We start from the raw sequence: 19,314 nt of genomic DNA on the forward strand, positions 1-19,314 counted from the left end.
GGTAGGTGACACATGGCTGTGGTGCTGGCGGGTGCGCTTCTGCTTTGGAACGCTCAGATTGCACCGACGCCAACGGAGTGGACGACGACTGTGCCGCCCGCGCTGGAGGAATATCTGCGGGCGCGCTCCGCGGAGGCCCTGCGCACCGGGAGCATCGAATGGTCGGTGGAGCAGGCGGACACCGCGGCAATTCCGGGGTGGCTGCGCTTCCACAGCGGACAGATCGCAGGGGACGATTTCACGATGGTCGACTGGGGCGACGAGGAAGGCGTCGTCATGCGGGGCACCGAAGGGAAGCCCGTTGAGCAATGCGACTACACGGGGCCGATACGGTTCCTGGACCAGAACAGCCAGACGTGATTCCACGTGGATCGGGCTCCCAGCGCGAACGTCTTTCCGCTGGCGCACAAGCTGGCCGATCAGTTTCACGTCGCCGACGTGCGTCAGACCGGGATGACTCCGACGCCGTCAACGCGTAGCCCGTACGAGTTGCTGCGCATGGGGGTCGGCGCAGAAGTGCGCTATGCCGAGGCAGTGGAGGCCGGTCTGCACGTGGTAACACTCGACGTGCACGGCTCCTGGCTGCGGTGGTGGATCGACCCGAAGCACGGCTGGAATGCCGTCCGCAGCGAATTGATCCGTGACGGGGTGGTGGAGGCATGGAGCGTCTCGCAGCTCAAGCAGTTCGGCGAAGCATGGTTTCCGGAGTCGATTGTGTACTACGCGAAGGGCCATTTCGACGGGCAGCAGCCCTTCCGGGTGATCAACGTTTCGTCGGCCACATTCAACTCACCGGACGATGCGCAGGCGCTCTCACCGGCGGACATCGGAATCGAGGTTGGGACGCAGTTGATCTTCGAGGATCCCGCCGTGTCGCCGCGCGTGCAGTACTGGGACGGCACGCAGGCCGTCACGCGGAAGGAGTTCTTCGCGCGGCTCGATCGCGGCGAACTTCAGCGCGGCCCGACGGTGCAGGCGGAGTTGGAGCGGCTGCGTGAGAGGGCCGAGCGCGAAGGATACCCAACCCCACCCGCGACGAGCCGCCCCAGCACCGCGTCCGCGAGTCAGCCCGTGCAGGTGACCTGGGAAAGTGCCTGGACCGCGTATACGCGCCGCTTCATCGCGCGCTTCCGACTGAACGAGGACCAGGCACAGAAGGCGTGGCAGATCCTGGCGGACTGCCAGTCGCAGGCCCGCGCGTACCTGGACCGACACAAGGACGCGTTCGCCGCCCTGGAGCAGCGGACGGCGGCGTTGCGTGAGCTGAAGCCGGCCGAGCACGAGAAGGCGTTCGAGCCGCTGGCGGTCGAGCGCCGCAAGCTGATGGCGCCAGTCGACGAGATCTTCGAAAAGCGCCTCAAACCCCGACTCGACCCGCTTCCGACCAGGGCCCAGCGCCGCGCGGCCCACGCAGAGGACTCAGGATCAGAAGGCGAGGCGGTACCCGCGCCGACGACCCAGCCGGGGCGTGCGACGCCGTAGGCGCGGCGTCATCCGGGGTGATCGCCTAGCCTTGGAATAGCGCCTTGGAATCAGTGGAATGGGTGGTACGGGCATCTTGCCCGTTCCGGGAACGGGCGGGACACCCGTACCACCCCTGTGATGAGTACCACCCCCGTGATCGGTCGCTGTCGATGAGGCCGCACGTTAGCTGGCCTCTTCCTCGGCCGCCTCGGCCGCCTCTTCCGCCTCCTTGGCGAGCTGCCGGGCCTTCTCCTCGCGGGCCTGGGCGAGCACCTGCTGATATTTCTCGAGCATCTGCTCGCTGGTGTGCTTGGCCTCGCTGACCGCATGCCAGACCACCAGCGCCCCACCGAACGCTGTCGCGGCCAGAATGCAGAACCAGATGGGCATGCGTGCGTGCTCCGCCGGGATGGAAACCCGGTGCCGGGGGCCGCGGGGCGGCGGCGGGTTCGACCACACGCCGCCGGTCGCCGTGAGCGCCATAAGGCCCTATCGGCAGGGCCGCCGGCCGGGCTCAAATCCCCCGGGTCGCCGTTGCAGGTTGGGGAGGGCCAGACTACGATGCCGGCACGAATCGGGGGGGGTGAGAGTGGCGGTTGGCGAGCGCGCCCGCGGCGCGACGCCGGCAGGTGGACTGTCTGCTGGCAGGGGCCGCGGGTGGCAGTGTGAGTTATATGGAGCCAACGAAGAAAGATCCGTGGCGGGCCGTGTCCGATGCGGCCGACCTGCAACGGCTGATCCGCGCGGTGCCGGACTTCCCGAAGCCGGGCGTGCTGTTTCGCGACATCACTCCCCTGCTGGCGGACCCGTCCGGGCTGGCGATGGCGGTGGAGCTGATGGCCCAGCCGTTCCGCGGCAAGCACATCGACTTGGTGGTCGGGGCCGAGTCGCGCGGGTTCATCTTCGGGACCGCGGTCGCCAAGGTGCTGTCGGTGGGCTTCGTCCCGGTGCGCAAGCCGGGCAAGCTGCCAGCGGCGACGCGACGGCGGGAGTACGACCTTGAATACGGCAGGGACGCGCTGGAGATGCACACGGACGCACTCCGGCCGAACCAGAAGGTGCTGGTGGTGGACGACCTGCTCGCGAGCGGCGGGACGCTCGGGGCTTGCTGTGCCTTGGTGCGCGACGCGGGCGCGAAGATCGAGGCCGTGGCGGTATTGATCGAGCTGGCGGAGCTGGGCGGCCGGGCGCGCCTGGGAGACGTGCCGGTGTTCAGCGTGATTTCCTACTGATGTGGCCATGGTGCGGCGACGGGCGTGAGGCGACGGTCAACGCGGCAGCTACCGATAACTCGGGCGGGCGGCGACGCCGCGGGTTCCGAGACACTCTGGGATTTTGCCGGGCAGTCAGAATACAAGTGGTGCCGAACCGGAGGCGCGCCGTGGAAACGGGCTTGCCGCGTGCCCGGTTTCGCGGTAAATCGCGGGATGCGGGCGGGCAATCCCGGCCGGCGCTTTCGGGCTGGCAGGCGACGCAGTTGGCGCGCGGTGAAAGGCGCGCCAGGAGGCTCTCGATGAGGCTGGCACAGATGCGGGTTTGGCCGTGGTTGTTGGGCGGGCTCCTGCTAACATCCGCCGGCGGCTGCGCGCTGGTGGCAGACCTGTTCGCCGAGGGGCTGGCCGCCGATTTAGGCCTCGACCCCGCAACGGTCAAGCCACAGCAGGGCACGATCCTGGTCGCGTTCGTGAACAACACGCGCTACACGGCCACCTTCTATGCGTACAAGACGAGCGACGCCACCGATCTGACGAGCGGGGCGAAGAACTTTTCCGCCGAGGTGACCGCAGGCGAGGTCCAGAATGAAGTGCTAGACTGCCCGATCGGCCTGGTTTCGCCGGGCACCCTGGGGACGGATTTCTCGATTGACGCCACCGCCGCCACATTGAGCGACGTCGCGGACGGGGAGGCCGCGGTCGCCACCGTCGCGTACGAGGGGACGCCGCTTGTGTCCGGGTCGACGTTTGCGTGCGGTGACGTGATCGAGATCAGGCTATCGCAGGTGACCGTGGGCGACGAGCAGGAGTTCCTGCTTTCGGTGCGGGTGATTCCGGGCAATTGACCGCCCGCGGAAGGAGCGCGCGCATGGTGGTGCGAAGTGGACGAGTGGTGACCGGCGTCGGGCTGGCAGTCGGCGTGCTGTTGTGCGGCTGCGGGGTGCTGACGGGCAATATCAGCAACCTCTTCAACCCGAACCTGCTGTCGTCCCTGGGGCTGTCCGGTGACGTGGCGTCCCTGCCCGACGATGCGCCCGGCCTGCTGATGGCCGTGCAGAACAACACCGACCGCTGGGCGCGCATGCTGGTCTCCTACCGCGATGGCGACGGCGACGCGAAGAGCTACACCACGCTGGTCGCGCCAAACGACAAGAGCGCACAGATGCTGATCTGTCCGATCGAGGAAGCTACGCTCGGCGATGTGTCCAACCTCTCTACGGTCGGGGCGCGCGTGTTCCTGGTCGACGACGTGACGGACCCCGCCATTCTGGACGTGGCCCCCTATATCGAGGTGGACGCGTTCGGCGTACTGTTGACCGAGGGCGTGAACTACGACTGTGGCGAAGGCGTGACCTTCACCTTGCAGACGTCCTCGGAATCGGCTTCGGGATACCGGATTTTTGCCTATATCGAGCGCTTGGAGTAGTCGGCCGAGCACGACCGGCCGGTTGGCGAGAGCAATGCGTTGGAGTGCGCGATGAAGTACGCAAAACGAAGCGCAAGCGCGGTGCTGGCGGCGCTGCTGGCAGCGGGACTGCTGGGCGGGTGTCCCAACACGACGTCGAACCTCGAGTACATCGCGGGCGGCACGGGCGATACGACGGTGCTGAGCGACACCCCGTCCGTCGCGGTCCTGACGCCGGTGAGCGATCTGTCGATCGCCGGCGGGACGCAGGTCGAGGTGAACTGGCAGGCCTTCGCGCGGACGCGGACCTCGGTGATCGACGTGATCATCGACGAGGACGAAGATCCGAACAACGCGAACGAGACGGTCGCCTACGCGAACCTGGCGCTGACCACCACCAGCGCGCTGGTCGATACGACGACGCTGCAGCAAGGCACGTATAACATCGGCGTGGTGCTGCTCGAGGTCGGCGAGATCGTTGCCTACGCCTACGCGCCCGGGCAGGTCACGATCGACGAGCGCCCCGTCCTGTACTTCACGGTGCTGGCGGACCAGGAGGGCCTCAGCGCGCGCGGCAGCCTCGCGTTTGACCGGACCGAAGCCATCAACCCGCGCTTCACCGTCTCCTGGAACCTTTCCGACCCCGACTCGACCGACACGGTCGACATCTACCTCGATCCTGACGACCAGCCCAACGGCAACGAGGTGCTCCTGTACCATAGCACGTCGCAGACCGGCGACGCCTTCTCCTTCGACCTGCCGACCATGCAGTTCGAGCCCGGCGTGTACCGCTTCCTGGCGATCGTGTCGGACGGCGCCAACTCGTTCCCCTTCTACGCACCCGGCACGATCCGGCTGCGGGCACGGCTCGCCGGATTCTACGATCTGCGCGACATGGCCTCGGGCAACGCCGGCGTGGAAGGGGTGATCTTCGAGGGCTTCAACCCGCGCGACAACGCCGGCAGCTTCGTCAAGTCCATTGGCGACATCGACGGCGACGGCTTCGACGACTTCATCATCGTCGCACAGTTCGGCAAGCCGCGCTACCAGTACAACTTGCAACGCACCGGGGCCGGCGAGGCCTACCTGGTCTACGGCCGCGCCAAACGCTTCAGCGGCACGGTCAGCCTCAACTCCACCGGCACGCTCTTCCGCGGCGAAATCTACACCGGCGTGCCCGAGGTGCCTGACCCGATCCGCCCCAGCCGCGGCATCACCAGCTTCGCGCTGCTGTCCGACTGGGACTCGGACGGCGTCCGCGAGATGGCGTTCGGCATCCCGTTCACCGACTCGGCCGGCATCGGCGCGTTCACATTCGGTCCTGGACTGGACGACATCGCCCCGCTCGACGCCAACGGTTACTTCCGCACGGGGGCCGTGGTCATCGCGGCGGGCTCCTCGCTCCGCCCCGACCTCGGCTTCCCCGGCCGGAACGTATTCAACCTGGCGGAATTCGGCACGCTGGCGCACATACCCCTGTCGTGCGGACCGTGCTTCGCGGAGGGGGCCTGCCCCTGCGTCGAGGGCTTTGTGGGCCCGAAGGCCCCGCCGGCCCCCGGCGGCTGCCCGGGCACCTACTTCCACCAGCACCTCGCCGGCGTCGCCGGTACGCCGAACACCGGCTCTGTGCGGCTGGGATGCCGCTTCTCGAGCGCGGGCTTCGGCGACCAATTCGGTGAAACGATCTCGGCGTGGGACTTCGACTCCATCATCATGTCGGCCCCGAACCGCGATCCCGAAGTGAGCGCCTTCGCCGCCCCCAGCGTGCCCGGCGGCGGCGTGATTTCCGTCTATTTCAACGACGTAAAGGACGGCTTCTATCCCTGGTGCAACGACCAGGCCCCGCCGGCCAACACGGCGTTCAACTACCCCGGTTCGGTGCAGAGCGCGGGCGACCGCCTGATCCCGCACGGCGGCCCCTATCACTACATCATGGATGACATCTTCCTCAGCCCCGGCTACACGGTCGACCCGGGCGACTCCGACCCCTGCGAACGCGTCATCGACGTGCACATCGCCACGCCCGACCGCTCGCTCCGCTTCTGGTCGACGGCGGTCGGCGCCCGGCTCAGCAACGCCGTCGGGCTGGGCGATGTCAGCGGCGATGGGCTGCTCGACCTGGCGATCGGCGCCCCGCAGGCCAACGACGGGGCCGGCGCCTGCTACCTGATCTTCGGCCGCATTCGCGAGCTGGTGTGGAGCGGCGAGCTGCAGCTCGAAGAGCTGGGCCTCCCCATGAACAGCTCCTCGCAGGCCACACAGCGCCTCTTCGACGGCGTGCAAATCCTCGGCAGCGCGGGTGAGCGCCTCGGCCAGTCGCAGGACAACGCGCGCGACTTCAACGGCGACGGCTTCTCCGACCTGGTGATCGGCTCCCCGCTGCTCAACAACGGCACCGGCGGCGCCATGGTCTTCTTCGGCTCCCGCGAGGTGATCAACCTCACGCAGGACGAGATCCGGTACACCGACGTCCCCGCGCGGGGCCTGGGCGTGATCTTCGTCGGCGAGGAGGCGGGCGACCTCGCGGGCGCCCGCGTGTGTGGGGTCGACGACGTGGACCGCGATGGCAATGCCGACATCCTCATCGCCGCTCCCAACCGCTCGGTGCGACTCGACGCCGATTACGACGGGTACCATGAGGTCGACCGCCAGGGGTGCGGCGTCGTGTACTTGATCTACGGGTCGCCGGACCTCACGTCCCAACAGAGCGTGCAGGATGATGGCACGCTGACCGACCCCGGCGTGCTCCTGCTGCGTGACGTGGGCCAGGAGAATCTGCCCGGCGCCGTGTTTATCGGCCGCAACAGCGGCGACTACCTGGGCGCCGGACTGGGCGAGGGTGGCGACCGCGCGATCGGCATCGGCCCCGCCGGCGACGTCGACGGGGACGGCCGGGGCGACCTGGTGTTCGGCTCGGTGCGGGCCTCCCCGCGCGACCGCGCCCGGGCCGGCGAGGTATATCTGCTGTACGGGACCGGAGACTGACGCCGATGATCTCTGGAGAAAGGACCGCACCCATGCGGCTACGGCATCTGATGCTCGCGGGTCTGGCGCTGCTGCTGGCCAGCGCCTGTTCGGAGAGCTACGACAAAAACGCGTTCCTGGCCTTCACCGAGGAATACGGGATCGCCGGCACGCAGGACGACACTTCCGGGGGCGGCACGGGGACGGCGGGCTCTGAGGCCAGCGGGCGGTTTCGCCGCGACACGGTCATCACGCTCCGCAATAACCACACCAGCGCCGACCTGAACGTCTCGCTCATGGCCTGGGTGAATGTCAGCAGCATCCGCTCGGCCCAACAGCAGGACGCGCTACTCCAGAACGGATATGTGCAGTTGACCCAGGAGCTGCGGCTCGGGACCGCACACACGCTGCCGGTGGGCACCTTCGTCTACTACGGCAGCGGGACCGGCGGTTCCACGCACATCGTGCTCCGCAGCGCGACCGGCGGCGGCGAGAATGACGCCCTGACCCCGACCACGTTCGCGCTCACGCTCAACTCGCCGGATGCCGTGCTGGCGTACGCGCAGCCCCCGGTCTCGTGCGAGAGCGTGGCGTTCTATTTCTCGCGGAACGGCGAGCCGCTCACGGCGGTCCCGGTGGGCGATCCCGACGCGCCGTACGCCGGCGCGACGCGCACCGGCGGCTTCAAGACGCTGGCGCAGGTCGACGTTTACGAGTGCAGCCCTTTCCGCCCCGGGCTGTTTTTCAACAGTGGCGGCGCGCGGCAGGACAATCAGTTTTATGAGGGTGACAACATCACCTTCGATTTCAACGAGCAGGCGGATGCAGATGGGAACTTCGCCATCGTGACGATCGGTGCCACGACGACGACGACAACGGACGCCACCCCGTAGGCTGGGCGCGCCGGCCGCTTGCCGCGCGGTGCTAGAATTACGCTGGGCGAAGATGTATCGCTGAGGTATGCCCATGAGAAAGTACACGCTGGTGGGACTGATGTTGGCGGCCGTCACGCTGAGCGTTCCGGCCTCCGGGCAGACGGGTGAGTTTCCACCCTACATATTCGACATCGAGTTCGAGATCGCGCATTACATCGGTGGTCGCGACTATCTCAACTACCAGGCCAGCAGCATCTTCGGGCTGTATGGGCTCTACTCCGGTCTCTGGGCGGATCCCGTGCCCTTCGATCCGTTTACGGAGGTGGCCCAGGAACTGGACGTCGTCCTGGTGAGCCTGGTCCTGGTCGACCAGGACCTTGCAGACGCGGAGAACCAGTCGGACATGGAGTTCTTCCGCTACGTGCGGGGCTGGGGCTCCTACGGCCCGCCCGACGCACCGCCGCTTTACGGCGCGACGGATGGCTATGTTTCGAGTGGGGTGTCGCCCCCCTTGGCGCCGCCCCCCGAGAACGCCGTGCGGATGGAATTCATCCTCCAGGTGCCCGAATACAACGGCGCCAACCAGAGCCGACTGCGCGGATTGATTGACTACGACGTGTTCTGGGAGGTCGAGGTGCGCGTCTCCAACTCGGAATCCCCGGAGGCGGGCCAGTGGGACGGCGCGAGCTTCCCGCTCTTCGCGGTGGAGAACGCCAGCCTGGTGCCGCCGAACCCGCCCGCGTTCGCGGACGCCGGCCAGGACCAGCTCGTCGCGGCCGGGACGACCGTGACGCTGGATGCGAGCCGCTCGTTCGACAGTACGAATCTGGGCTTCGATCAGGATGACGCGAACGTCTTCGAGAAAGACACGCTCGTCTACACCTGGGAGTGGATTTCTGGCCCGGAGCGCGTCGACCCGGTGCCGGCCGCCAGCAACGAGGCCAGCCAGGCCGAAGTGACCCTCGAGGAACCCGGCGAGTACGTGTACCGGGTCGCGGTGGAAGACGGGGTCAACCCCGTGCCGTCGCTGGACTCGGTGACCATCACGGTGGTCGCGGAACTCCGCGAGAACCGGGGCCCCAGCGCGATCATCTCGGATGACGAGGGTAACGTGGTGACGCTGAAAACGGTCAGCGCGAAGGTCGGCGACCGCATCTACCTCAGCGCGGCGTTGTCCTCGGATCCGGACAACGACGAACTCACATACCTGTGGCGTCAAACCAACGAAGTCGGCGGGGCGCTGATGACCGACGAGGTCTTGAACGACTTCCAGCCCTTGCTGGGCATCAATAGCATCGCCGTCTCCTGGGTGGCGCAGACGGAAGGCACGTACTATTTCGCACTGCTGGTCACCGACAAGCCGCCACTGGGGCTCAGCCCGCTCAGCGCCACCGCGTCCGTGACGATCGACGTGGGGCCCGCCAGCGCGGGCGCGCAGGCGGCCCGGCAGAGCGATCTGAACGACTCCGCGGCGGATGACACGGGCAATGTGGTCGCTCCGGTTGGCTGCGGCGGCGGCTCGCTGCTGCCCCTCGCGGTCGTGCCCCTCGCCCTGTACGGCATGCGCAGACGGTTCTAGGCGGCCAAGCCGAAAGTTAAGCGGCATTCGCGGGCCGTCGGCACAGTCACGCCGACGGCCCGTTGCTTTGCGTGGGGCTCGCCGCCGGGCACGGGGTCCATTCCGACTTGGGCCGGTGCTTCCAGCGACGGTGGACCCAGAGGTACTGCTCGGGCCAACGACAGATGGCCGCTTCCAGCGCGTAGGAGAAGGTCTGCGTGATCCAGTGCAGCGGGTCGGCCTGCGTGTCCCATTCCTCCGGCTGGATGATGCGCTCGACGCCGATGCGGTAATGGAACCCGCGCCGCACGCGAACAGCGTAGCCGACGACGATCGGCACGCGCTTGGCCATGGCCAGCAGCCCGATCGACTTGTAGGTGGACGCCTGGCGGCCAAAGAACTCGACGAACAGCCCCTTGCGACCGGCGTCCTGGTCCGCGATGAAGCACAGGGCGTGGCCGCGGTCGATGATGTCGCCGGCGATGGCGGTGACGCCCTTTTTGTACAGCAGGCTGAGCCCCCCCGCCGCGCGTGAGTCCATCAGGTAGCGGTTCAACAGCGGATTATCGAGCGGCCGCATGACCGCGGTGAGCGGCAGGCCCAGCCGGCAGATCGTGTAGCCGAGCAGCTCGAAGTTGCCGAAGTGGCCGGTGATGAGGATGCAGCCGCGGTCGGCGAGCAGCTCACGCAGGGCCGGTCCGAGGTGGTCGAGTTCGACGTGGCGGGCCCAGGACCACTCGCTAAGCACGCGCGGCGTCATCGCCAGCTCGACGAGGTAAAGCTGGGCGAAATGCTCGAACGAGCGGCGGGCAATGCGCCGCAGTTGGCGCTCGTCGTAGTGCGCGCCGAGCGCGGGGCGCAGGTTGTCGATGGCCCGCGCGCGGTGCCGGGCCATGGCTCCCCACCAGATGCGCCCCATCAGCCGGGCGGTGCCCAGGTTCATCTCGATCGGGAAGCAGCGGATGATGAGGATCCAGAAACGCACGGCGACGTAGATCGCCACGCGCCCGAGGGCCACGATCAGCGTGGGCGCCTCGGTGACCTCCAGCAGCGGTCGCGTGAGCGTCGCGAGCATCAGCCGGGCCCCATGGGGACCGTGGTGGGCGCGGATGACGGGCGCGAGGCGGGCGGCGCCACGGCCTGCGCGGCCGCCAACCGGGCCCGCAGTTTCTCGGGCACGCGCAATTCAGGTTCCGGAAACGGCGGCGGCCGGTTGCCGAAAAGCACGAACTGCCGATCGAGCGTGCCGCAGCGGGCCTGGAGCCACACGTGCACGGACGGCATGGCGCGGCCCTCCGCTGCCAGCTCGCCAGGCGCCTTGAGCAGCAGCAGCGCGAAGTCCGGCACCGTGGCGACAAGCAGCGCGGGCACCTCGCCGTCGAGCAGGCGAATGACCTCTTCGCCGGTGCGGCGGATTTCATAGTCCAGGTCGCGGCGGCCCTTCTGCTCGCGCAGGAGTGCGAGCTGATCGATGACCCGCGGGAAGCGGAGGTCGCTGTACCAGATGATACGTGCGTCATGGCTGCCCACCTGCCGCAGGCGCGGGATCAGCGCGGGATCGAGCTGTGTGCGCAACTGCGCCGCGAAATCCAGGAAGGGCCGCTGCGCCACGAACACCGGCAGCACGGCGGACCAGATCCACGCCCAGGTGAGCCACATCGTGCCGACCAACGCGCCGAAGGACGCGTGTTCGCGCCGACGCACATAGAGCCAGGCCGCGACGGCGGCGCCCAAGCTGAAAATGACCACCGCCACGATGTACGGCTGCCACACTTCGGCCCAGGTGAAGCCCTCGAACTGCCCTTGCCGCTTGTGCCAGGCGCGGAGCGCGAAGACGCCGCTGGCCAGCGCCAGCGGCAGCAATATCCACACACCCATCGCCACGTTGCGGTCGCGCACGGGCGTCGCCGGGCGGGACGGGTTGAAGAAGTCGGCCAGCTCGACGCCGAGCAGCATCAACAGCGGGGGCAGCGCCGGCAGGAAATAGCGGTACTCCTTGCCGGCGGAAACCGTGAAGAACACGAACAGGCCGGCGAACCACAGCCCGAGAAACAACGCGGCATTCCGGTCGAGACCGGGCTGCCGGCGGAAGACGCGAGCTACGGCCTGGGGCAGTGAAAGCGAAAATGGCAGGCAATACACCAGGGGCGGCACCAGATATACGAAGTGGAAGTACCACGCCCGCTGCCCTTCGACGTTGGGCAGGTCCCCGGTGAAGCGATCCAGGAACTCGACTTTCCACTTCGCCAGCGCGGTGGGTTCGAGAATCACGACGGCGATGGCCCACGGCAGCCACGGCAGCAGGAAGAGCAGCAGACCCCACAGGTGGACGCGGTCCACAAGCACGCGCCAGCGGCGCCGGACGAGCACATACAAGAACACCGGCACGCCGACAATCGCCAGCGGCATCGGCAGCTTGTAGAGCATGCCCAGGCCGGCGGCGAAGTACCCGAGGAACCAGAGCAGGATGCGCCGGCGGCCCGGCGGCTCCTGCTCCGCGGCCACCCAGAGCGTCGCCAGCGAGAGCGTGGTCAGGGCGGCCAGACCGAGGTCACTGGCGCCGCGATGCGACCAATAAAGTATGAGTATGCTCGCGGCTGACGCGAAGCCCGCGAAGACTGCGGCGCGCTCTCCGGCCACCCGCCGCGTGAACCAGAACACGGTGACGACGATCAGCAGCGCTGCGCAACCATTGGGGATGCGCGTGGAGACTTCGTCCACCGCGGCCTGCCCGCGCAGCCAGGTTGTCAGCATGACCGCCCAGTACGGCCCGGGCGACTTCTGCATGCGCGTTTCGCCGGAGAAACGAGGGATGATCAGGCTGCGTGGCGCCGGGCCGGTGTACATCTCGCGGGCGGTCTGCGCGACCCAGCCGTCGGTCGGCTCAAACCGGACCGCCGCACCAAGATCGTAGAACGCCAACAGCGTGGTCCAGCCCAAGAGCGCCAGGAACCAGGCCACGGTGCTCGGCCGCCACGGCAACACCGCCCCGAGCGGCGACGACTCGCCGGGGCCGGTGCTCACGCGGGCTTCTCCGGCGTCGCCAGGGCGGCGAGCGGCCCGTCGATCGCGCCGTTGACCTGCGCCATCAGCGCGACGTAGTCGGCCTGAGTGCGCATCAGGGTCTTCAGCGAGTCCTGCCCGGCCATCTGGGTCTCAAAGCTCTTGAGCTTCTGCTTATCAGCGACCTCGACGGGGCGGCCGGTCGCTTCCAGCTCCTGGATGTGCGCGATCTGACTCTGATAGTCCTGGAGGAGCTTCTGCGCGGCGGCGTCAGCACGCACGGCCCGCTGGGCCGCGTGATGGGCTTTGACGGTCGGATGGGCAGCCAGCGCCTCACCCAAGGCGCGAGCCTTCGCGAGAAGGTCCTGAATATCCGGCATGTGGCACCTGCTTTCGATTGCTTGTCACTGGCGTGCGGAATTGTAACGCCGCTCCGGAACGTGTACACGCGCCGGGCGCGGCGGCTCAGCGTATGCCCCACAGCAGGAGCAGAGCCCCGGCCAGCAGGACGCACAGCACGAGCCAGATGTGTCGCCGCCGCGGCTCGCCGGCGGACTGCACGATCCAGTCGCCGCAGTATGGGCAGCGGTCGACGAAATCCGGCACGGGGCGACGACAATGCGGACACGGGACCGTGGCGGTCTCGTCGTCGTCGCGGCTCAGGTCTCGCGCCTGGGGGCCTTCGGGATCCAGCTCGTCCCAGTCGTGGTCGCTGTCGTCGGGTGGTTCAACGCGGGTAGTCATTTCAACGCACGATCGGCAGGATACGCTTGAAGAGGTCGGTGCCCGACTCGTACACGAGCTGGAAGATCGCCGCCTCGACCGTGGTGACCGTTGCGCCGGCGGCGCGCTGCAGTTGGAGCGCCGTATCGCGGTCGAACGGCCGGCGCGAACCGACGGCATCCGCGAGCACGACCGGCCGCATCTGCATCGCGAGCAGGTCGAGGACGGTCTGCTGCACGCACACGTGCGCCTCGATACCGACGATCAGCACCTGCGGCCGCAGCACCGCCGACACACGCCGGCGGCAGGCGTCATCGGCGCAGAAGCTGAACGTCATCTTCTCGAGGCGTGTCGCGCCCTCGGCCGCCGCCAGCAGCGCGGGGGCAGTGTGGCCGAGGCCCTTTGGATACTGCTCGGAGATGGTAATCGGCAAGCCGAGGACGACGGCAGCGCGGATCATGCACTCCGCCCGCGCCAGCACGGCCTCATGTTCGGCGATCTGTGGCAGCAGCCGTTCCTGGAAATCCACCACGAGCAACTGGGCGTGCTCGCAATCCAACCGGTCCACGCGGAAGTTCTGCATCGGTCCCTGTCTCTCCAGCGGACGAGGCGCGGCGGCGACGGCCGCTCCACCGGCCGCCGGACCGCGCTGCGCCGCAGGGTACCACAATCCGCGGTGTGTCGCGCCTCCCCGGGCACAATCCTCTGGACGCGGAGTCCGAGCAGGGGTAGTATATGTGTGGTTTCGAAGCGAGGTCTTGGTCACGGATGGCGAGGTAGCCGCGATGGACCGCGAAGAATGCGCCATGCTCGACGGCGATGTCTTGGCGACCGCCTGTGGTTCCGACGTCGCGCTGATGGAGCCAGCCCTGAGCAGCGCGGTGTGTGAATCCCCCGCACCCACCGACATCACCCCCGCACAAATTATCGAAGCGCTCCTTTTTTCTGCTGACACGCCCTTGAGCGCCGCCCGCCTCGCGGAACTCGCCGGCATCGGCACGTCGCGCGACGTGCAGCGGTACGTCGCCGACCTGAACGAGAAGTACGCCCGCGCGGGTCTTTCGTTCCGCATCGAGGAGATCGCGCGCGGCTACCAGATGCTCACCCTGCCTGAGTACCGCCCCTGGCTGGCGAAGCTCAATCGGCAGCAGGCGCAGACGCGGCTCAGCGCGGCCGCGCTCGAGACGCTCTCCATCATCGCGTACAAGCAGCCGGTGATTCGCGCAGATATAGAGGCGATTCGCGGGGTCGGGTCCGGCGAGGTGGTCAACCGCCTCCGCGAGATGGGCCTGATCCGCATCGTCGGACGCGCGGAGATCGTTGGTCGCCCGATCCTTTATGGGACCACCCGCAAGTTCCTCGACGTGTTCGGCCTTGCCGACCTGGATGACCTGCCGCCGATGGAGACGCTCACATTGCGTCGCCCGCCGGTCAGCCCGGCCACATCCGAGGAAACCCCGGTGGCGGCAGCAGGCGCATAGCGTTACCGCTATGCGCAGCGCTGCGGTTCTCCAGATCACGCGATTTCGATTCTGAACCGATGTAAAGGGGGATGCTGGCTTGGCGTGGAATCGTGCGCGCGCTCGTCCCCCGCACTCTTGCTGCGCGCGGGGCGCTGCTCATCGCGATTGTCATCGCCGCGGTGGCGTTGCCGGCGTACGTCGCGCTCGGCTGGCGAATCCGGCAGGTCCGGGCGGAGACAACCCGGGACGTTGCCGCGCAGCTCGCCATCGCCCGCGATAGTGCCTCCGTCGGGGCCGGGGCGCTCACGACCGCACCGAGCGCACTTGGAGGCATCGACGAACCGGGCGTGGGCGATCTGGTTCTGGCCGTGGTGCTGGCGGCCGCCGGATTGCTGGCGGCGTTTACGTGGCTGCATTACGGCGTGGTCCGACCGATCCGAAACCTCAATCGGCGTCTGGTACTGTATCGCGACTCGCTCGGCGCCGTGGACGCGGACGGCGTGCCCCTGCGGGAAATCGAGGCCCTGGCGGCGTCGCTCGCGGACCTGCATAACGAATTGGCCCTGACGCAGAGCGAAGCGGACGACTTGCGGCAGTCGATCGACTCGCGCGTCGCGGCGCTGACGCACCACGCGACGCAGGCGCAGCGGATGGCGGAGCGCGCCGCCGACACGGACGCCCTCACGCAGCTCGACAATCGGCGCGTGCTGGAGCGCGAGTTGCCGACGGCGTTCGAAACCGCCCGGCGCACGTGCGCGGAGCTGTCCGTAGTGCTCTTCGATCTGAACGGTTTCAAGCAGCTCAATGACACGCAGGGGCACCGGGTCGGCGACCGCGTGCTGGCGTTCGTCGGGACACTCCTGCGGGCGATGGTGCGGGGGTCGAGCGACCGGGCGGTGCGGTACGGCGGCGACGAGTTCGTGCTGCTGCTGCCGAACACGACCCCGAGCCAGGCGGTGGAAATTGCCCGGCGTCTGGCAGCGCTGTTTGCCCAATGGACGCGAACACTCGAGGGCGTGACCCACAGCTTGGGGCTGTCGGCCGGCGTTGCGGGTCTGCAACGGCACGGGGCGCACTCAAGTGAGAACCTGCTGCGCATGGCGGACGAGGCGATGTACTGGGCCAAGCGCAACGGCCGCGGGGTGGCCACGCTGGACGAGGCCCGCGCCGGGCTTTCCGCTTGAACGCGACCGGCAACCGGCCTACACTGAATGCGGTGGTGTAAGCGGGCGCGTGGCGCGGGCGCTGTGGCGACCGACCCAGGAGTGGAGGAGACAAGAAGCAGCCACCGCGGATCACCATTTCGGTTGAGTGGCGGTCGACCCGGGCGGGTCTCGTTTATACGGGACGCCGGGGACCGGTGGGTCGTGAGAGTGCGCGTGTGCGCAAGATGCGGGATGGCGCCGACAAGTCTTCTGGCGCGTGTGGCACGGTTGCAGGGGGACGATGGAGACGTTGTATGAGAACGTGCGTGGTGCTGTGCGGCCTGGCCGCGCTGTTGGCCCTGACAAGCGCGGCGGCGCGCGGCGGGGTGATCGATTCGAACCTGGACGAGATCATGGCGTCCAAGGCGGCGGGTGAGACGGTCTCGACGCTCGTATTCCTCAAAGACCGCGTGGACGGCGCCGCCCTGAACGCGAGCCTGAACAAGAGCCGGGCGACACTCGCCGCGCGGCACGAGACGGTCGTGCGCGCGTTGCAGGAGAAGGCGCAGGCGACCCAGGCGGGACTGAGCGCGTACCTGGATGACCTCGTGCGCGCCGGCCGCGCGACCGAAGTACAGGCATACTGGATCGACAACTCGTTCCGCGTGGATGCCACGCCAGCCGAAATCCGGCTGCTGGCTGAGCGCCCCGACGTCGAGATCATTTACTACAACTATGAGATCGAGACGATCGCGCCGGTGGCGGCGAAGCCCGACACCCCCACGGCGCCCGACGAGGGCCAGCGCACGCCGGTCACCGGCGTCGTTGCGGTCCGCGCCCCGGAGGTCTGGGCGATGGGCTTCACCGGCGAGGGCATGCTGACGTCCACGCTGGATACCGGCGTGGACGGCAACCACCCCGCACTGGCCAGCCGGTGGCGCGGCCTGGACCCGCTGTACGCCGGCCACCCGCAGTGGGCCTGGTTCGACCCGCGGACAAACACGACCTTCCCGCAGTCATTTGGCGCTCACGGTACCCACACGATGGGCACGGTATGCGGCGGCGCGCCCGGCGAGCAGATCGGCGTGGCCCCGGGGGCACAGTGGATCCACGCGGCGGTGATCGACCGCGTCAGCATCCCGACGACCGTCGCCGATGCGAAGCTCGCGTTCCAGTGGATCATCGACCCGGACGGCAACCCGAGCACGGTCTGGGACGTGCCGACCGTCAACTCGAACTCGTGGGGCGTGACGACCAGCCACGGTTATCCGCCCTGCGATCAGAATTTCTGGAGCTACATCGACAACTGCGAGGCCGCCGGCATCGTCCTGCTGTTCTCGGCCGGTAACGAAGGCCCCGGGGCAGAAACGCTCCGCCGCCCCGCGGATCGCGCCACCAACGGCTACAACGCCCTGGCGGTCGGGGCCGTCGATGCCAACAACTCGTCGTGGCCGGTAGCGAGTTTCTCGTCCCGCGGGCCCAGTCACTGCACGCCGAACGGCAGCGCGGCGATCAAGCCCGAGATGGCCGCCCCGGGCGTCGCGGTGCGCTCCTCCGTCCCCGGCGGCGGGTACGAATCGTTCGGGTGGGACGGTACGTCGATGGCTTCGCCGCACGTGAACGGCGTGATCGTGCTGATGCGGCAGGCGTGCCCGGACCTGAGCGTGGATGAGATCAAGCAGATCCTGTACGACACGGCCCACGACCTGGGCGCGACGGGCAAGGACAACAACTACGGCTGGGGCATGGTGGATGCGTTTGAGGCGGTGAGCCTGGCCCTGAGCATGTGCTCCGGCGCGCCGCGGGCGCGTGATGCGCACTTGCAGAGCCCGGTGGAGACACCGCTGACCGTGACGCTGCTGGCGACCGACTACGACGGGCTGCCCGATCCGCCCGGCGCGCTGACCTACATCATCACGACGCTGCCGACGGCCGGAAACACGCTGACCGACATCGGCAACGGCCACGTGATCGAGGCCGGCGATCTGCCGTACAGCCTGGTAAGCTACGGCAACCAGGTGCTGTACACGCCTGCTCCCGGGTACTACGGCACCGACATCTTCCAGTTCAAGGCGAACGACGGCGGCACCCCGCCCGACGGTGGCGATTCGAACATCGCCACGGTCGACATCCTGGTCATGTATCCGGCGCCCGTGATCACGACCACCAGCCTGCCGCCCGCCACGCTGAACGGGCTGTACTATCCGGTGACGCTGACGGCGACCAACGGGCAACCGCCGCTGACCTGGAGCGTGTCGACAAGCGGCGCCTACACGCGCCTGCCGAACGGATTGACGCTGACCCCCGCCGGCGTGCTGAGCGGTATTCCGACGGAGTCCGGGACCTTCACCCCGACGTTCAAGGTCACGGACGCGCTCAGCCGCATCAATCAGAAGGTGATCCAGTTGCAGGTCAATATCGGGCCGATCCCGCCCATCGCCCAGTCGCAGAACCTCGTGACGGAGCCGGGCGGAGTTCTGAACGTGGTGCTGCACGCGGTGGATGACGGGCTGCCAAACCCGCCGGCCACGCTCGATTACATCATCACGGCCCTGCCGGCGCGCGGGCGGCTGCGCGACCCCGGCGCGGGCGCGATCCAGGGCGTGCCCTACATGCTGGTCAATCACGGCACGGTGGTGGAGTACGACGCGAACATCTACTACGTGGGCGCGGACAGCTTCACCTTCGTCGCCAACGACGGTGGCACCCCGCCGGATGGCGGCAACTCCAACCCGGGCCAAATCGCCATCGACATCGTGGCGACGCCGGAACTCGTGCACAGCTACCCGCTCGATGTGAACCCGGGCTGGGTCACCGAGGGCGCCTGGGCCTTCGGTAGCCCGGCCGGCGCGGGCACGCACAATCGCGACCCGGTCAGCGGGTACAGCGGCGCGAACGTGTACGGCTACAACCTGAGCGGCGATTACCTCAACAGTCACCCGGCGCGCTACCTGACCACGACGGCGATCAACCTCGGCAACGTGACGGCGGCGGAGCTGCGCTTCTGGCGCTGGCTGGGCGTCGAGCAGTATGACCATGCTACGATCGACGTCTCGAACGACGGGACAAGCTGGACGAGCGTCTGGGACAGCCTCGGCATGGGCTACAACGAGGCGGCCTGGAGCCCGCAGGCGTATGACATCCACGCCGTCGCCGACCGGCAGGCGGCCGTCTACGTCCGCTGGGGCATGGGGCCGACCGACTACTCGGTCACCTACCCGGGCTGGAACATCGACGACGTCGAGATCTGGGGCATCGTGCATCCGACCGTCGCGGGCGATCTCAATTGCGACGGCGAGGTCACGTTCGCCGACATCAACCCCTTCGTGCAGATCATGACGGATCTGCCGGGCTGGCAGGCGGCGAACCCCGACTGCCCAGTGTCCAACGGCGACATCAACGGCGACGGGCAGGTCGGTTTCGCCGACATCAACCCGTTTGTCAGCCTGCTGACCGGCCCGTAGGCCGGCCGTAGCGGAGAGTTGCGGAGAGACACCACG

17 protein-coding genes are annotated in these 19,314 nt (G+C 67.9%); 11 read left to right on the plus strand and 6 right to left on the minus strand.

Features of this window, described 5'->3' with window-relative positions; genetic code table 11:
• Nucleotides 1-12: 12 nt before the first annotated feature.
• Together KA383_18420 and KA383_18425 are read left to right on the plus strand one after the other, a co-directional pair.
• The gene (locus tag KA383_18420) at nucleotides 13-360 is read left to right on the plus strand and encodes a hypothetical protein (protein MBP7748093.1); all 348 of its coding nucleotides are present in this window, start codon (nucleotides 13-15) and stop codon (nucleotides 358-360) included.
• A gap of 6 nt (nucleotides 361-366) precedes the next feature.
• Nucleotides 367-1,482: a hypothetical protein gene (locus tag KA383_18425; protein ID MBP7748094.1), complete on the plus strand. Its 1,116-nt coding sequence runs from the start codon at nucleotides 367-369 to the stop codon at nucleotides 1,480-1,482.
• 165 nt (nucleotides 1,483-1,647) lie between these two features.
• On the opposite strand, the gene KA383_18430 is transcribed toward KA383_18425, so the two are convergent.
• Nucleotides 1,648-1,854 (minus strand): hypothetical protein, encoded by a 207-nt coding sequence (locus KA383_18430; protein MBP7748095.1) that lies wholly within the window; start codon nucleotides 1,852-1,854, stop codon nucleotides 1,648-1,650.
• 284 nt (nucleotides 1,855-2,138) lie between these two features.
• On the opposite strand from KA383_18430, the gene KA383_18435 reads away from it, so the two are divergent.
• The 6 genes from KA383_18435 to KA383_18460 all read left to right on the plus strand — a co-directional run bounded on the left by KA383_18435 (nucleotide 2,139) and on the right by KA383_18460 (nucleotide 9,501).
• Entirely contained in the window at nucleotides 2,139-2,696 is a 558-nt protein-coding gene (locus tag KA383_18435) for an adenine phosphoribosyltransferase (protein ID MBP7748096.1), read from the plus strand.
• 281 nt (nucleotides 2,697-2,977) lie between these two features.
• A complete protein-coding gene (locus tag KA383_18440) occupies nucleotides 2,978-3,523 on the plus strand; it encodes a hypothetical protein (protein MBP7748097.1) in 546 nt (181 codons plus the stop codon).
• A 23-nt stretch (nucleotides 3,524-3,546) separates the two neighbouring features.
• Nucleotides 3,547-4,104, plus strand: a complete 558-nt coding sequence (locus KA383_18445) for a hypothetical protein (protein ID MBP7748098.1) — start codon at nucleotides 3,547-3,549, stop codon at nucleotides 4,102-4,104.
• 51 nt (nucleotides 4,105-4,155) lie between these two features.
• The gene (locus KA383_18450) at nucleotides 4,156-7,068 is read left to right on the plus strand and encodes an FG-GAP repeat protein (GenBank protein MBP7748099.1); all 2,913 of its coding nucleotides are present in this window, start codon (nucleotides 4,156-4,158) and stop codon (nucleotides 7,066-7,068) included.
• Nucleotides 7,069-7,100: 32 nt separating this feature from the next.
• Nucleotides 7,101-7,940: a hypothetical protein gene (locus tag KA383_18455; protein ID MBP7748100.1), complete on the plus strand. Its 840-nt coding sequence runs from the start codon at nucleotides 7,101-7,103 to the stop codon at nucleotides 7,938-7,940.
• Nucleotides 7,941-8,013: 73 nt separating this feature from the next.
• The gene (locus KA383_18460; protein MBP7748101.1) at nucleotides 8,014-9,501 is read left to right on the plus strand and encodes a hypothetical protein; all 1,488 of its coding nucleotides are present in this window, start codon (nucleotides 8,014-8,016) and stop codon (nucleotides 9,499-9,501) included.
• A gap of 46 nt (nucleotides 9,502-9,547) precedes the next feature.
• Here the strand turns inward: KA383_18460 and KA383_18465 are convergent, their stop codons facing one another.
• From KA383_18465 to KA383_18485, 5 genes are all read right to left on the minus strand, one after another.
• Nucleotides 9,548-10,555, minus strand: coding sequence for a lysophospholipid acyltransferase family protein (locus KA383_18465; GenBank protein ID MBP7748102.1), 1,008 nt, complete (start codon nucleotides 10,553-10,555; stop codon nucleotides 9,548-9,550).
• Nucleotides 10,555-12,504: a glycosyltransferase family 39 protein gene (locus KA383_18470; GenBank protein ID MBP7748103.1), complete on the minus strand. Its 1,950-nt coding sequence runs from the start codon at nucleotides 12,502-12,504 to the stop codon at nucleotides 10,555-10,557. Before KA383_18470 ends, KA383_18465 begins: the two co-directional genes overlap by 1 nt.
• A complete protein-coding gene (locus tag KA383_18475) occupies nucleotides 12,501-12,863 on the minus strand; it encodes a YlbF family regulator (GenBank protein ID MBP7748104.1) in 363 nt (120 codons plus the stop codon). The genes KA383_18470 and KA383_18475 overlap by 4 nt, the downstream gene beginning before the upstream one ends.
• 85 nt (nucleotides 12,864-12,948) lie before the next feature.
• The gene (locus KA383_18480) at nucleotides 12,949-13,227 is read right to left on the minus strand and encodes a hypothetical protein (GenBank protein ID MBP7748105.1); all 279 of its coding nucleotides are present in this window, start codon (nucleotides 13,225-13,227) and stop codon (nucleotides 12,949-12,951) included.
• Between the two features lies 1 nt (nucleotide 13,228).
• Nucleotides 13,229-13,789 (minus strand): isochorismatase family protein, encoded by a 561-nt coding sequence (locus tag KA383_18485; GenBank protein ID MBP7748106.1) that lies wholly within the window; start codon nucleotides 13,787-13,789, stop codon nucleotides 13,229-13,231.
• A gap of 202 nt (nucleotides 13,790-13,991) precedes the next feature.
• On the opposite strand from KA383_18485, the gene scpB reads away from it, so the two are divergent.
• The 3 genes from scpB (at nucleotide 13,992) to KA383_18500 (ending at nucleotide 19,278) form a co-directional block, all read left to right on the plus strand.
• Nucleotides 13,992-14,687: an SMC-Scp complex subunit ScpB gene (scpB, locus tag KA383_18490; GenBank protein MBP7748107.1), complete on the plus strand. Its 696-nt coding sequence runs from the start codon at nucleotides 13,992-13,994 to the stop codon at nucleotides 14,685-14,687.
• A gap of 71 nt (nucleotides 14,688-14,758) precedes the next feature.
• Nucleotides 14,759-15,853: a GGDEF domain-containing protein gene (locus tag KA383_18495; protein MBP7748108.1), complete on the plus strand. Its 1,095-nt coding sequence runs from the start codon at nucleotides 14,759-14,761 to the stop codon at nucleotides 15,851-15,853.
• Nucleotides 15,854-16,128: 275 nt separating this feature from the next.
• Nucleotides 16,129-19,278 carry a S8 family serine peptidase gene (locus KA383_18500; GenBank protein MBP7748109.1) on the plus strand — a complete coding sequence of 1,050 codons (3,150 nt, stop codon included), beginning with the start codon at nucleotides 16,129-16,131 and terminating at the stop codon, nucleotides 19,276-19,278.
• The last annotated feature ends 36 nt before the right edge of the window (nucleotides 19,279-19,314 follow it).

It is taken from the genome of Phycisphaerae bacterium, assembly GCA_017999985.1.
GTDB lineage: Bacteria > Planctomycetota > Phycisphaerae > UBA1845 > Fen-1342 > JAGNKU01.

Coding starts and splice junctions, on each gene's coding strand:
- KA383_18420 (MBP7748093.1), top strand. CDS start 13: ATGGCTGTGGTGCTGGCGGGTGCGCTTCTGCTTTGGAACGCTCAGATT.
- KA383_18430 (MBP7748095.1), bottom strand. CDS start 1,854: ATGCCCATCTGGTTCTGCATTCTGGCCGCGACAGCGTTCGGTGGGGCG.
- KA383_18435 (MBP7748096.1), top strand. CDS start 2,139: ATGGAGCCAACGAAGAAAGATCCGTGGCGGGCCGTGTCCGATGCGGCC.
- KA383_18440 (MBP7748097.1), top strand. CDS start 2,978: ATGAGGCTGGCACAGATGCGGGTTTGGCCGTGGTTGTTGGGCGGGCTC.
- KA383_18445 (MBP7748098.1), top strand. CDS start 3,547: ATGGTGGTGCGAAGTGGACGAGTGGTGACCGGCGTCGGGCTGGCAGTC.
- KA383_18450 (MBP7748099.1), top strand. CDS start 4,156: ATGAAGTACGCAAAACGAAGCGCAAGCGCGGTGCTGGCGGCGCTGCTG.
- KA383_18455 (MBP7748100.1), top strand. CDS start 7,101: ATGCGGCTACGGCATCTGATGCTCGCGGGTCTGGCGCTGCTGCTGGCC.
- KA383_18460 (MBP7748101.1), top strand. CDS start 8,014: ATGAGAAAGTACACGCTGGTGGGACTGATGTTGGCGGCCGTCACGCTG.
- KA383_18465 (MBP7748102.1), bottom strand. CDS start 10,555: ATGCTCGCGACGCTCACGCGACCGCTGCTGGAGGTCACCGAGGCGCCC.
- KA383_18475 (MBP7748104.1), bottom strand. CDS start 12,863: ATGCCGGATATTCAGGACCTTCTCGCGAAGGCTCGCGCCTTGGGTGAG.
- KA383_18480 (MBP7748105.1), bottom strand. CDS start 13,227: ATGACTACCCGCGTTGAACCACCCGACGACAGCGACCACGACTGGGAC.
- KA383_18485 (MBP7748106.1), bottom strand. CDS start 13,789: ATGCAGAACTTCCGCGTGGACCGGTTGGATTGCGAGCACGCCCAGTTG.
- scpB (MBP7748107.1), top strand. CDS start 13,992: ATGGACCGCGAAGAATGCGCCATGCTCGACGGCGATGTCTTGGCGACC.
- KA383_18495 (MBP7748108.1), top strand. CDS start 14,759: ATGCTGGCTTGGCGTGGAATCGTGCGCGCGCTCGTCCCCCGCACTCTT.
- KA383_18500 (MBP7748109.1), top strand. CDS start 16,129: ATGAGAACGTGCGTGGTGCTGTGCGGCCTGGCCGCGCTGTTGGCCCTG.